The organism is Embleya sp. NPDC025285 (assembly GCF_055558835.1).
This window is the reverse complement of sequence record NZ_JBVHLU010000010.1, coordinates 41,264-54,945: the sequence shown is the minus strand read 5'-3', so window position 1 is coordinate 54,945 and position 13,682 is coordinate 41,264. Positions and strand designations below refer to the sequence as shown.

Annotated in this window: 9 protein-coding genes; 3 read left to right on the top strand and 6 right to left on the bottom strand. The window is 73.2% G+C overall.

All coding sequences use genetic code 11. The features are described from left to right. Positions 1–3 precede the first annotated feature (3 nt). Both ACZ4FV_RS08965 and rpsD read right to left on the bottom strand, forming a co-directional pair. Complete coding sequence (locus ACZ4FV_RS08965) at positions 4–438, bottom strand: DUF948 domain-containing protein (protein WP_391587549.1); 435 nt, start codon at positions 436–438, stop codon at positions 4–6. Positions 439–787: 349 nt separating this feature from the next. Further along, positions 788–1,396: a 30S ribosomal protein S4 gene (gene rpsD / locus ACZ4FV_RS08960; protein WP_395871921.1), complete on the bottom strand. Its 609-nt coding sequence runs from the start codon at positions 1,394–1,396 to the stop codon at positions 788–790. Between the two features lie 232 nt (positions 1,397–1,628). On the opposite strand from rpsD, the gene ACZ4FV_RS08955 reads away from it, so the two are divergent. The 3 genes from ACZ4FV_RS08955 (at position 1,629) to ACZ4FV_RS08945 (ending at position 5,197) form a co-directional block, all read left to right on the top strand. Beyond that, a complete protein-coding gene (locus tag ACZ4FV_RS08955) occupies positions 1,629–2,402 on the top strand; it encodes a DUF2470 domain-containing protein (RefSeq protein ID WP_402236588.1) in 774 nt (257 codons plus the stop codon). Between the two features lie 414 nt (positions 2,403–2,816). Then, positions 2,817–4,130, top strand: coding sequence for a threonine/serine exporter family protein (locus tag ACZ4FV_RS08950; protein WP_395871925.1), 1,314 nt, complete (start codon positions 2,817–2,819; stop codon positions 4,128–4,130). Between the two features lie 350 nt (positions 4,131–4,480). Then, complete coding sequence (locus tag ACZ4FV_RS08945) at positions 4,481–5,197, top strand: alpha/beta hydrolase (RefSeq protein ID WP_395871927.1); 717 nt, start codon at positions 4,481–4,483, stop codon at positions 5,195–5,197. Positions 5,198–5,243: 46 nt separating this feature from the next. On the opposite strand, the gene ACZ4FV_RS08940 is transcribed toward ACZ4FV_RS08945, so the two are convergent. The 4 genes from ACZ4FV_RS08940 to ACZ4FV_RS08925 form a co-directional block, all read right to left on the bottom strand. Continuing rightward, positions 5,244–7,796: an ABC transporter permease gene (locus tag ACZ4FV_RS08940; protein WP_465322246.1), complete on the bottom strand. Its 2,553-nt coding sequence runs from the start codon at positions 7,794–7,796 to the stop codon at positions 5,244–5,246. 1,650 nt (positions 7,797–9,446) lie between these two features. Then, entirely contained in the window at positions 9,447–10,811 is a 1,365-nt protein-coding gene (locus tag ACZ4FV_RS08935; RefSeq protein WP_402236594.1) for a replication-associated recombination protein A, read from the bottom strand. 935 nt (positions 10,812–11,746) lie between these two features. Further along, on the bottom strand, positions 11,747–12,559 hold the full coding sequence (locus ACZ4FV_RS08930) for a vWA domain-containing protein (protein WP_395871933.1): 813 nt from the start codon (positions 12,557–12,559) through the stop codon (positions 11,747–11,749). A 106-nt stretch (positions 12,560–12,665) separates the two neighbouring features. Next, on the bottom strand, positions 12,666–13,178 hold the full coding sequence (locus tag ACZ4FV_RS08925; RefSeq protein ID WP_395871935.1) for a hypothetical protein: 513 nt from the start codon (positions 13,176–13,178) through the stop codon (positions 12,666–12,668). Positions 13,179–13,682: the final 504 nt, after the last annotated feature.

Below are 13,682 nucleotides of genomic sequence, written 5' to 3'. Positions count from 1 at the left end.
CGGTCAGCCCCTCCCGCGCATGCTGCGCTGCCGCGCGACCTTCTGCGCCTTGGCCGCGACGCGCACCCGGCGGCCGAGTTCGGCGCGTTGCTGCGCGGAGAGCGCGCGGCGGACGCCGTAGCTGAACGCGGCAGTCTTCACGAGCGGGCCGCCGAGCGTGGCGGCGACCGTGGAGGACAGCGCGGTGGCGTTCGTGGTCATGGTCTGCACGTTGCCCGCGATCTGGTCGACTCGGCCCATCTGGGCGTTGGTCGCCCGGACCGTCTCGGTCACCTCGTCGAGCAGCGGAACCGCCCGGTCCGCCACCCCCGCGACCAGGGTCGTGGCCTCCTTGAGCACCTTCGCCAGCTTGACCAGAGCCACTGCGAGAAAGGCGACCAGGATCGCCCAGAAAACCGCGATGATCATCAGCGCGACTTCGCCACCCGACACCGTCATGCGCTCCTTGATGAGTGGGATCAGTCGAGGAGGCGGATACGCGTCGCCCACCTCGGAAAACCCGACCCTACCGCGACCGCGCGGGTCTCCTCGTCCGAGGAAACCCGCGCGGTCGGTGTGGCGCGTGTCGCGGCCCGGTGTCGTTTCTTGATCGACGGTGGGCGGGTGCCGGATCGGCGCTCGGCGCCGCCCGGACGCGGCGCGGGCGCCGGCGTGGATCGACGCCCGGCGCGGGCTCGCGTCGACGCTGCGGTGTCGCGGCGGGGCCGCGGGGCGGCGGCGTGCCACGGCGGTACGTGCGTCGGCGCCGGCCCGAATGTCCGGGTCGGCGCCGATCGGGGTGCGCGGGTCAGCGCGAGTAGTACTCGACGACCAACTGCTCGTCGCAGATCACCGGGACCTCGCGGCGCTGCGGGAGCCGGTCCAGCCGGGCCATCAGCTTGTCCAGACGCGCCTCGATGTAGCGCGGGGTCTCGGCGGCGGCGAACCCGCCGGCCTGGACCACCTGGAACAGCGGCTTGTTCCGGCTGCGCTCGCGCACACCGACGATGTCGTCGGGCTTGAGCCGGTAGGACGGCTTGTCCACCTTGCCGCCGTTGACCTCGATGTGCCCGTGGGTGACCATCTGGCGCGCCTGGTAGACGGTGCGCGCGAAGCCCGCACGCAGCACGAACGCGTCCAGTCGGCGCTCCAGGTCGACCACCAGTTCGTCACCGGTCTTGCCGGAGTGCTTGTTGGCGCGGTCGAACGCGGCCCGCATCTGGACCTCGGAGATGTCGTACTGGAAGCGCAGCCGCTGCTTCTCCATCAACCGGGTCTTGTAGTCCGAGGATTGCTTGCGACCACGACCGTGCTCGCCCGGCGGGTAGGGCCGGTTCTCGAGGTACTTCGCGGCCTTGGGCGTGAGCGCCACACCGAGCGCACGGCTGCGCCGGATCTTGGGTCGGGTCTGGTTCAAGGTCGGGTCCTCCGTGCGGGGCTGTTTTTTCGGTGCTGGTCGTCTCGGTGGGTCGGGTCACGCGTGGGTCGCCGTCGCGCCGGCCCCCCGGGGTGGGCCGCCTTCGCTCGGGTCGCCGTGACGTGGGTCGCCTTGCCAAGATCGGTGCACTTAGGTAAGCCTAACCTTAACGTCGATGCGTTCGGTAGCCCACAGCGGGGGTCGCAAACGAGCGCCACACCTGGAGGACGCCATGTCTGTTCCCACCGAGGCCAACGCCGGGCGCACCGATGTCTCTTCCCGGAGGCCGCGCACCGCCGAGCGGGCCCGCACCCTGGCCGCGTACGCCGGCTCGGCCACCCTGGATGTGCCCGGCGACCGGGACGAGCACGTGATCCCCGCCGCGCGGGCGGTCGAGCCGGACGGCGCGCTGCTGTTGCTCGTCCCGGCCGAGACCGCCGCGGTGGTGCTGACCTCGCGCGAGGACGTGGCCGCCGTCCTGCACCTGGTCGACGTCGCGCCGGTCGCGGTGCCGCACCGGGTCCGGGCGCACTGCTGGATCGCCGGCTGGCTGACCGTGCCCACCGGCGCCGACGCCGAGCGGGCCGCCGAGCGGTTGGCCGAGCTGACCCCCGACCCCACCGCATCGCCACGCGCGGGCACCGTCGTACGGCTGGAGGTCGGCGAGGTCCTGGTCGACGACCTGTGGGGCACCGGGCACGTCGAGCCGGACGAGTACGCCGACGCCGAGCCCGACCCGCTGGCCGGTCACGAGGCCGAACTGCTGCAACACCTGGCCGCCGCACACGGCAACGACCTGTGCCGGCTGGCGAGCGTGGCGGGCGCCCCGGCCTGCGACGACCGGGTCGTGCCGGTGTCGCTGGACCGGCACGGCATCCGGCTGCGCACCGGCGGGCCGGATCGTACCTGCGATGTGCGGTTCGAATTCGAGGCGCCGGTCTCCGGTCCGCTCGAGTTGGGCGGGGCGCTGCGTCGGTTGCTGCACGGGGTGCACGGGCAGGCGTGACGCCCCCGGCGAGCCGCGCGGGCCTCCCGGTGTCGCATGATGCGCCGCCGTGCGGGCAGTCTCCCCGTCCAAGATCAGCGGCGCCGTGCCCGGTACCCGGAACCGGCTAACGTTTCCGGTCGCGGCACCGGGTGGCGATCCACCCGGGCGGATCGCCACGGCGGACCGACCACGCGTCCGCCGGCGCGAGACGACCGCATCGGCGGACGGCGGAAGGGACGACACGGGGTGTCGGAGCAACACGCGCGGCACGGTCCGGAGGACCCGACGAACGGGGACGGTCGCGACCACCCCATCCCTCGGGCGCCCTGGGAACCGGAGCCCCGACCGGCGTCCCGATCCGGGGCCAGTCCGTGGCAGGACCGACTGCGCACCCAGCTTCGGTTCAGCGGGCACACCGCGAGCATCCCGATCGTGCCCGCCCCGGAGAAGCCCGAGGCCGGCCCCTCGGTCCCGCGCGTCCTGGACCTGGCGCTGCGCACCGGCGAACTGCTGCTCGCCAGCGGCGAGGGTGGTGAGGACGTCGAGGCGGCGATGCTGGGCATCACCGACGCGTACGGCCTCGAACGTTGCCAGCCCAATGTGACCTTCGTCGCGATCACCCTGTCCTACCAGCCGTCCCTGGTCGAACCGCCGGTCACCGGCGAGCGGGTGGTGCGCCGCCGCGCGGTGGACTACACCCGGCTCGACGAGGCCCACCAACTGGTCTCGGACATCACCGGCGCCGAATTGACCCTGGAGGAGGCGTACCACCGGCTCGCCGACATCCGCCGCAACCGACACCCCTACCCGCGCAACCTGTTGCTGCTGTCGGCCGGTCTGATCGCGGCCTTCGCGAGCGTGATGGTCGGCGGCGGGCTGATCGTGGCCATCGCCGCCTGCGTCGCGGCGTTGATCGGCGAGCGGCTGGCGCAGTTGCTCGCCGACCGGGGCGTCCCGGAGTTCTACCAGTTCGTGCTCGCCTCGATGCCTGCCGCCGCGATCACGGTGGCGATGATCAAGGTCGGCGTCGGGATCAATCCGTACGCCGTGGTCACCGGTGGGCTGTTCGCGCTGTTGCCCGGAAGAGCCCTGGTCGCCGCCGTCCAGGACGGCCTGACCGGCTTCTACATCACCGCCGCGGCCCGCTTGCTGGAGGTCTTCTACCTGATCGTCGGCATCATCGTTGGCATCTCGATCGTGCTCTACATCGGCGACCAGGTGGGCGTGCAGTTCAAGGTCGAGGGGACGTTCGACCTCAACGCCAACCCTCGCGTGGTGCAACTGCTCGCGGCGGGCGCGGTGTCGATGACCTTCGCGGTGCTGGTCCAGGTGCGCCGGGTACTGCTGCCGGTCGCGGCGGCGGGTGGCGCGGTCGGCTGGGCGGTGTTCCAGGTGCTGCGCGAGGCGGGCGCCGCGCCGGTGCTCGCGACCGCCGTCGCCACGGGACTGCTCGGACTGCTCGGCCAGTTGCTCGCGCGGTGGCACGGGACGTCGGCGCTGCCGTACGTGATCCCGGCGATCGGCCCGATGTTGCCGGGCAGCGCGATGTACCAGGGCATGCTGGGCCTGTCCCTGGGCCACACCGACTCCGGCTGGCGCAGCCTGGTCAACGCGGCCTCCCTGGCCCTGGCCCTGGCAGCGGGCGTCAACGTCGGCTCCGAGGCGGCCCGCTTCGTCCTCCCTTCGCCGCCACCGCGCACGGGGCGCGAAATGCGGCCCGCCTCGAAGCGGACTCGCGGGTTCTGAGGCGGGGCGGCTCGGAGCCGGCGCGGGCCCGGCGAGCGACGCGGTCGCTCCGGCTCCCGGCACTTCACCTGCGGCACGGAGCGGCGACCGGGCGGGCGGGTGGGGCACCCGGTGTGCGCTTCCCCGCGCTTCGAAACCTTGTCGCCGGATCCGGCCGGGCCGCTCCGTGGGTGGCTGCTTCGTGCGACGGAGCCCGCGCGGTGGGTTCGGAGGTGGTGGGTTCTTGGGTGGTGGGAACGACGTGGGGCGTGGGGGCGTTCGGGATTTGGGGCGGTGGTTCGGGGTGCGGCCCCGGAGTGATGACGGTGGTCCGGGTCGTCGGGACCGAGTACAGGCATGGAGGGCTCCGCATGTCGGACGCGCACGCATCGACCGGGCCGCTCGCCGCGCTGCGTACCTGGTCGCCGCCGACCGGGACGGACGTGCGCGCGGTCGTGCTGGTCCTGCCCGGTGGGCGCGCGCGGGGGCGGCAGCCCGCCTCGACCCGCAATCTGGCGTATCGCCGGATGGTGCCGATCGCGCGGGGCATCCACCGGGCGACCCGCGCGGAGGGCGTCGCGACCTGGCTGCTGCGCTACCGGGTGCGCGGGTGGAACGAGCCCGACCACGATCCGGTCCAGGACGCGTGGTGGGCGCTCGACGGCATCCGTACCCGCTACCCGCACGCCGAGGTCACCCTGGTCGGCCACTCGATGGGCGGCCGTACCGCGTTGCGGGTCGCCGACCACGACAGCGTGCGGACGATCTGCGCCCTCGCGCCGTGGATCGAGGACGACGAGCCGTACGCCCAACTCGCCGGCCGCGACGTGGTCATCGTGCACGGTACGGCCGACCACACCACGAGCCCCAAGGCCTCGCACCGCTACGCGCTGACCGCCCGGGAGGTCTCCGAACGGGTCTGCCGGTTCGAACTGCCGGACGGCCACGCGATGGTGCGTCGGTCCTCGGCCTGGACCGAGTTGATCCACCGCACCGTGGTGGGCGCCGTCACCGGAACGCTGGACCCCGAGATCGCTCGGGCGATGACGGCGCCGGATCCGGACGGGCTGCGCGCGGTGGTGAACTGACGGGCGTCCGTGCGGCGGGCGCGTCGCAGGGGTGCGCCGACGTCGGTCATTCGCTGCCGATCGCGGTGAGTACGTCCGCGCGGGCCGCCGTACCGGCCGGCCAGACCGCCGCGAGCACGCCGACGACCACCCCCAGGGCGAGGAATCCGGCGACGCCGGCCCAGGGCACGATCAGGACCAGGTCCGGCAGCCTGTCGCGCAAGGTGCCCAGGATCCCCCACGCCAGGAACGCGCCCACGACCACGCCGAGCACCGCGCCGAAGACCGAGATCACCAACGATTCGAGCCGGACCATCGTGCTTACCCGCGAGCGGTCGAGGCCGATCGCGCGCAACATCCCGATCTCGCGCCGACGTTCGAACACCGACATGGCCAGGGTGTTGATCACGCCGAGCACGGCGATCAGCACGGCCATCGCGAGCAGCCCGTACATGATGTCGAGCAGCAGGTCGACCGAGCGGCTGATGGACCGCCGGACGTCGGTGCGGTCCTCCACCGTGATCAACGGGTTGTCGCCGATCGCCCGCTCGATCGCGCGGGTGGTTCGGGTGTTGTCGCCGTCGGCGGTCCGCACCATGATCGACCGGATGTCGCGGTGGGCGGAACGCGCCTGTACGAGCGCGGCCGGCACGGTGATCCTGGTCAACTGTTCCAGGTCGCCCTGGAAGCCGCCGACGATGACGCGGCCGCGTGTGCCGTCGGGATAGCCGATCGCGACGATGGAGCCGACCCGCCACCCGCGCTGCTTCGCGATGTCCGGCGCGACCAGGATCTCGCCGCGGCGCAGCGCCGAAGCGGCGTCCGCCGTGCCGCCGAGGTTGAGGAGGCGTTCGATTCCCTGCGGATCCACCCCGATCACCGCGTCGTCGTGGCCGTCCAGGGTCACGGTGTCCCGGATCAGCGGGGACATCGCGGTGACCCCCGGCATCCGGGCGACGGCGTCGAGCACGCTCGGGTCGACGGAGGCGCCGTTGACCGTCCGGATCCGGTAGTCCGCGGCGACCTCGGCGATCGCCCGGTCCTCGACGGCCTGCCGGATCGACGCGCCGAGCATGCTCAGGCCGGCGATCAGGGACAGGCCGATGGTCAGCGCGGACGCGGTGGCGGCGGTGCGTCGCGGGTTGCGGACGGCGTTGCGCCGGGCCAGCCGACCGGCCACGCCGAACGGCCGGTCCAGGAACCGCGCGCTCATCCCGATCACCGGTCGGGACAGCAGCGGGGTGAGCAGGAGGATGCCGACCAGGACCAGGAACACCCCGACGGCCACCGGCACTCGGCCGCTGTCGCCGGCGGTGGAACGGCCGTACACGGTGAGCACCACGCCGACGGTGGTCACCGGGACACCGAGCACGCCGCGACCGCGCGAGCCGGCGTGGCCGGCGGGTAGCTCCACCGTGTTCAGCGCGGCGACCGGCGGGATCCGGGACGCGCGCCGGGCTGGCAGCCACGAGGCGAGCAGGGTGACCGCGCCGCCCACGAGCAACGCGACCGCGATGGTGCGGCCGTCGACGATCAGTGGCCCGGCGGGCAGGTGCGCGCCGAACCGTTCCAGCGCCGAGCGCAGCGCGCCCGCCAGCACGATCCCGACACCGAGGCCGAGCGACGACGCGACCACGGCGACCGCCGCGGCCTCGGCGAGCACGATCCGGGTGACCTGCTCGCGCCGTGCGCCGACCGCGCGCAACAGCGCGAGTTCGCGGGTGCGTTGGGCGACCAGCATGGTGAACGTGTTGGCGATGATGAACGTGGCGACGAACAGCGCGATGCCGGCGAACGCGAGCAGAGCGATGGTCATCTGCCGGGTGCCGGCCTCGATCATGTCCACTTGGGCCCGGGCCAGCGCCCGTCCGGAGTCGACCCGCAGGTTGTCCGACCGGGGCAACAGCCGCTCGGCCGCGTCCCGCAACGTCGCCTCGCTCGTACCGGGGGCCGTGGTCAGGTCGATCTCGCCGTAGCGGCCGGGCTTGAGCAACAGGCGCTGCGCGGTCGCGGTGTCGAACAGCACCAGTGAGCCGCCCGACGACACCCTCGGATCGTCGGTCCCGAACACGCCGGTCAGCCGGGTCTCGACCATCGGGCCGCTCAGCGCGACGCGCACGGTGTCACCGACCCGGAAGCCACCCTTGTCGGCGGTCCCGGCGTCCAACGCGATCTCGCCCCCGCCCGCGGGCCCGCGCCCGGCCCGCATCGGGAAGCGCGGGTCGACTCCGTCGCGGCTCGGCACGAAGTTGGTCCCGATCGTGGTCCACCCGGATCCGAGCAGGTCGCCGTCGCGGTCGACCACGCCGGTGAATCCCTCCAACACGCCGCGCGCCCGGGCGACTCCCGGCAACGCGCGCAATCGGGTCAGGGTGTCCTCGGTGAGCGTGGGGTCGGGGCGCCCGTGCTCACGGGCCCCGGTGCGGTCCACGTTGTCGTCGATCACGGCCACGGACACGTCGGCGAAGCTCTTGGAGGCGGTGTTCTTGAAGGCCCGGCCCAACGTGTCCGACAGGACCAGGGTGCCGGCGACGAACGCGACCCCGAGCAGGACCGCGACGGCCGTCATCGCCAATTCGGCCCTGTGCGCGACGACATTGCGCAGAGCGAAACGAAACATGGGCAGCCCCCGAGAGACCGAAACCAAACATCTGGGATGCCACCCATCCTCGCCGGCCCCAAGCCCCGCCGACGTCCCCCCACCGGTACCACGCCCACCTACATCCCACGGCGCCCACGACCCCATTCACCATCACCCACCCGATCCCCCACTCCCCCACACGACCGACCCCCGGCCCCACGCCCCCTCACCCGGCACCAACGAAGCCCGAGCGCGGCGGGCCGGGACGAGGCACGACGGGGCGGGGCCTGCGGGGCGTGGCGGGGCGGGGGTACGAGGGGGCAGGGGGCATGAGCGGGGCGGACGCATGCGCCCACGCGGCAGCAACCGAGGGCAAGCGGGGCAGGCCAGGGCGCGGGTGACCAACTCACGAAGGTGGGCCGATCCCACTGCCGGCCGAAGATACGCCCGGGCGCCCCACGCCCCCACACGGCAGCAAGTCGAGGGCCGGCGGGGCACGACGGGGCGGCGCCTGCGGGGCATGGCGAGGTAGGGCACCAGGGGCAGGGGACATGGCGGGGCGAACCAACTCACGAAGGTGGGCCGATCCCACTGCCGGCCGGAGATACGCCCGGGCGCCCCACGCCCCCACACGGCAGCAAGTCGAGGGCCGGCGGGGCACGACGGGGCGGCGCCTGCGGGGCATGGCGAGGTGGGGCACCAGGGTGCAGGGGACATGGCGGGGCGGACCGATGAACGAAGGTGGGCCGATCCCACTACCGGCCGGAGATACGCCCGGGCGCCCCACGCCCCCACACGGCAGCAAGTCGAGGGCGGGCAGGGCAGGCCGGATCGCGGCGGACCGGCACAGAGAAAAGGGACGGGCGGGGGTAGCGCGGGGCGGGCACATCCACTCAGCGGGCAACGGCGAGGGCGGCCGGGCAGGGCGGATGGGCGCGCACGGAGGCGGGCCGATGCCATGACCGGACGAGCACCGAGAGGCGAGGGCGGCGCATGCACTCACGCACCATCGGACGGGGCGAGAGCCGGCGAGGCGGACGCATCCGCTCACGCGGCAGCGGCCGGGGTCACCGGGACAGGCCAGGACGCGGCGGGCTGCACATGGGCACACGAAAGTGGGCCCATCACATGGCAGGGCGGAGGCACTGCGAAACGGGCACCCAGCGGGTCGGGGGTACGGCGGGCTGACGCGTGGCGCACGAGCACACCGCGACGGGGATCGAGCAACGATGTCCCGGCGAACCGACGCAGGCGAAGCCGAACACGACGGCGGACCCGACGAGGCCGCACAGCGACACCCACCACCCACCACACAACGCGGCACGCGGCACGCGGCACGCGGCACGCGGCACGCGGCACGCGGCACGCGGCACGCGGCACGCGGCACGCGGCACGCGGCACGCGGCACGAACGTCCTCGCACGTAGCGGGGTTACGGCCCGGAACACGGCGAAGCCGAGACGCGAGCGGCGCGGCGCGTACACACGCAGCGGCAACGGCAGCGCCGCACACGTCGCGCGGCCGAACCGACCCACCGGGCACCCGAGCCGACAGGACGCCCCGCCCCGCAGCCCTCACCACCCTGCCGATCGGGCGCCCTTGCCGCGGCCCGGACGTGCTGATGTCGCCGCTGGGTCGGTCACGCCTTCGGGTGCTCGGGGGAACTTCGGGGTTGGCGGGTTCGGCGGGGCTATTCGGTGGTGGGGGTGGTGGTGCCGGAGAGGCGGGATCTGGTCCAGGTGGCGATGTCGGCGTAGCGGGCCTCGGCGCCGTGGCGGGTGGGCTCGTAGTAGGTACGGCCGTGGATGGCGTCGGGGGCGTACTGCTGTGCGGCCACGCCGCCGGGGACGTCGTGGGGATAGACGTACCCCTGGGCGTGGCCGAGTTTGGCGGCGCCCTTGTAGTGGCCGTCGCGCAGGTGCGGCGGTACCGGACCGGCCAGGCCCTTGCGGACGTCGGCGAGCGCGGCGTCGATCGCCAGGTACGCCGCGTTCGACTTCGGTGCCAGGGCCAGGTGGATCGCCGCCTGGGACAGCGTGATCCGCGCCTCGGGGAAGCCGATCAGCGCGACCGCCTGCGCGGCGGCCACCGCCACCTGGAGGGCGGTGGGGTCGGCCATACCGATGTCCTCGCTCGCCGAGATCATCAACCGCCGGGCGATGAAGCGCGGGTCCTCCCCCGCGTCGATCATCCGCGCGAGGTAGTGCAGCGCCGCGTCCACGTCGGAGCCCCGGATCGACTTGATCAAGGCGCTCGCCACGTCGTAGTGCTGGTCCCCGTCCCGGTCGTACCGCACCGCCGCGCGATCCACCGCGCTCTCCAGCGTGGCCAGCGTGATCGTGTCCTCGCCCTTGTCCGCCGCCGATCCCGCGCCCGCCTCCAGCGCGGTCAGGATCCGTCGCGCGTCGCCACCCGCGATGCGCAGCAGGTGCTCCTCGGCATCCGGGTCGAGGGTGAGCGTGCCCTTGAGCCCGCGCTCGTCGGCGAGTGCGCGGTGCACCACCTCGCGCAGGTCGTCGTCGGTCAACGACTCCAGGGTCAGCAACAACGAGCGGGAGAGCAGCGGGCTGATGATCGAGAAGTACGGGTTCTCGGTGGTCGCCGCGATCAGGGTCACCCAGCGGTTCTCCACGGCGGGCAGCAACGAGTCCTGCTGGGCCTTGGAGAAGCGGTGGATCTCGTCCAGGAACAGCACCGTGTCGCGCCCCTGGGCACCCGCCTGCCGCCGCGCGTCCTCGATCACCGCGCGTACTTCCTTGACGCCCGCCGTGATCGCAGACAACTCCACGAAACGCTGCTTGGTGACGTGGCTGACCACGTAGGCGAGCGTGGTCTTGCCGGTGCCGGGCGGCCCCCACAGGATCACCGAGGACGGCGCGGTGACCCGGCTCTCCGACGACACCAACCGGCGCAGCGGCGATCCCTCACCCAACAAATGCCGCTGACCGAGCACCTCGTCCAGATCGCGCGGTCGCATCCGCACGGCAAGCGGCGCGAGCGAGGGGTCCTTGGCCTGCCGGGCCTCGGCGGCAGCGGTAAAGAGATCGGAATCCACTCCCCGACCCTAACCCCCACCCCCGACGCCCGACCGTCCCGGGAGCTCCCCACCGCACGCCCCGGAGCCCCCACCGACCGCCCCACCGCACTCCCCACGACACGCCGCCGCCGCCGAACGAGAAACGGCGCACCGCCGCCGCCGAACGAGTAAACGGCGCACCAGGAGACGGTCGGCACACCAACAGGCGGCGGAGCGCACCCACCGAACAGCCCCGTGCCCGCCGCCCGACACCACCGCCCCGACTCGGGACCACCACACGACACCGCGCCCCGCGCCACTGCCGCCGACTCTGGACCGGCCAGGGACACGGCCCGGAGCCCCCACCCGACCGCTCTCGCACACAACGCGCCGTCGCCGAGCGGGAGGCGGCGCAGCAACGAGCGGTAGGCAATCTCGTCGGGCGGCACTGCGCCCTGCCGCCCGAGCCCCTGGCCCCGCCACTCGACACCGCACCCGCGCAGCACCGGCATCCAACCGTCCCGGGACACGGCCCCAAGCGCCCGCCGACCGGCCCCACCCGCACCCACAACGACGCGCCGTCGCCGGGCGGAACGCGGCGCACCAAGCGCCAAGCACTCACGAGACAGTCAGCGCGCCCGCCGGGCAGCATTGCGCCTCGCCGCCCGATACCACGGCCCCACGACTCGACACCACACCACACGCCACCGCGCCGACGACCCCCGACCGGCCGACGCGGGACGCCACCCGGAGCGCCCAACCGCCGGCCATGCGCCTTCGCCGAGCCAGGCGCGGCACCAAAAAACAACCGGCGCACCCACCAGGCAGCATCGCGCCTCACCGCCCGAGACCACGAAGCGACACCGCGCCCCGCACCACCGCCACACGATCTCCGCCGACCCGCCCAGCCCAGCCCAACCGCGCGGACGCAGCCCCCATCGCCCGTGCGGCTCACCTCCCCCGAAGGGCTCGGGTCAGCGCAGTACCCCGGCCGCCTTGGCCGTCTGGAGCCATTCGGGGAATTCGTTCATCAGGTTGTCGAAGAGTTCGGCGTCGGGCATGCGCCTCGGGTCCGCGCCCGCCTCGAAGAAGCCCGCGTTGTCGACCACGCGGTGCTTGGGCGCGGGCAGGTCGTCCAGGCGGTGCAGGAAGCGGAACTCGTCCCGGCCGAAGCCGATGAACTGCCAGAAGATCGGCAGCCCGGCCGCCTGGCAGATCGCCTTCTCGGCGGCCTTCGCGTTATTCGGCGCGCCGTCCGTCTGGAAGATCACGAAGGCCGGATCGGTCGCCCCGCACGACCGGTAGTGCGCGATCACCGCTTCCATCGCCGACACGTAGTCCGTGGTGCCCATGTGGCCCAGCTTCTTGTGCAGCGCTGCGATCCGGCCGCCGTAGTTGTCCAGCGAGATCTCCTCGGCCTCGTGCGCCTTCGTGTCGAAGAAGATCACCGGCACCGAGCCGTCGTCGTCGAAGTGCGCGGCAGCGGCCAACACCCGGTCGGCGAGCGCCTGTACGCTGCCGTTCTTGTAGAACGGCGCCATGCTGCCGGAGCGGTCGAGCACGAGGTAGACGGCGGCGCGCACACCCGCGAGCCGGTTCTTCTCCAGGCTCACCCCGGCCGCCTTGTACAGGCTGACCAACCCGGGTGCGGAGCGCTCGATCTTGGCCAGCGAGACCGCCGAGCCGCTCCCGCTGCGCACGGTGGCCGGGGGTGCGGCGGCGGGCGGTGCGGCGGCCGTCGAGGAGTCCGGGTTCGACTTCTTGCGACCGAACAGCGAGAAGGGCATGGCGAGGGCTCCCAGCAGTCGAACGAGTCGGGTGGCCGCCCCCTCCCGGGGGCTTCACCGGCCTACGCTCCCAGATCGCCCGCCCCCACGAACAGGGGCAGATCCCTCAGGAATCGGCCATGTCGCAGCCCACCCGTAGCTTCCGCAACCCGTCCGGCGTCAGCCCGGGCGGCACCACCACGACATCACCGATGTCGCCGGCCCACATCACCTGCGGCCCGAACGCCTCGGCCAGCGCCACCACCGCCCGTTCCGCCGCGCCCGGTCCCGGGGCCCGGAAGGTCAATCCGGACACCGGCTCGTCGGCCCCGATGCGTTTCCGCTCGCCCGCGACCGCGACCGCGAACCCGCCCAGGTGGTCGCCGTCACCCGCTCCGGGTCGCTCCGGCAACGGGTTCGGCACCTCCGCGCCGTCCACCCACAGGGTGAACCAACAGCGCGCGGACAGCCCTTCGCCCCGCAACACGGCCAGTACCTCGCCGACTCCCGGGTAGGACACGGCACGTGCCTCCTCCAGCAGGTCGGCCGGCACCGGCGTGCCGAACGACTCGACGAACTCCAGGCCACCCTCGCCATCGGTGAACCAGCGCAGCGGATTGATGTGCACGGTGTGGCTCATGCGACCTCCCCTTTCGAGCCCGAAACCCGGCCCACCCCAGCATCCCGCTCGGCTCCGACATCCGCGCCGCCCGCGACGCCCCCACCGGCGTCACCGCCGCCGGGCGCAACGGGCCCACCACCTCCGCGTGTTCCACCGCCCACGCCGGCCGTCCGTGCCGACAAGCCACCCCGCACGACGCCCCCGGCCCCGCTCCCCCGCTCCGCCGTCGCGGCCCGCCGTCGGCGCGACGCGAAGTACCACTCCTGCCACTCGCGCGTGCCCTCGATCGCCCGCACCCGCGCCATCGCGTACAACCGGGTCGGCGGCGACCCGCGATATCGCATGTTGGCCACCGTCCCGTCCGGCTCGGCCAGGAATCGTGCGATGGCGCCCTGCGTCCAGCCGCGCCCCTGCACGACGGACCGCGTCACGTACTCCGCCGGCACCCGCCGCTTCGTCAAATCCACCGCCATGTCGGCCTCCCCGAGGTCATCCGAACCGGTGCGGCACCGGCTCGACTTC

Coding starts and splice junctions, on each gene's coding strand:
- ACZ4FV_RS08965 (WP_391587549.1), bottom strand. CDS start 438: ATGACGGTGTCGGGTGGCGAAGTCGCGCTGATGATCATCGCGGTTTTC.
- ACZ4FV_RS08925 (WP_395871935.1), bottom strand. CDS start 13,178: ATGAGCCACACCGTGCACATCAATCCGCTGCGCTGGTTCACCGATGGC.
- ACZ4FV_RS08930 (WP_395871933.1), bottom strand. CDS start 12,559: ATGCCCTTCTCGCTGTTCGGTCGCAAGAAGTCGAACCCGGACTCCTCG.
- ACZ4FV_RS08955 (WP_402236588.1), top strand. CDS start 1,629: ATGTCTGTTCCCACCGAGGCCAACGCCGGGCGCACCGATGTCTCTTCC.
- ACZ4FV_RS08945 (WP_395871927.1), top strand. CDS start 4,481: ATGTCGGACGCGCACGCATCGACCGGGCCGCTCGCCGCGCTGCGTACC.
- ACZ4FV_RS08940 (WP_465322246.1), bottom strand. CDS start 7,796: ATGTTTCGTTTCGCTCTGCGCAATGTCGTCGCGCACAGGGCCGAATTG.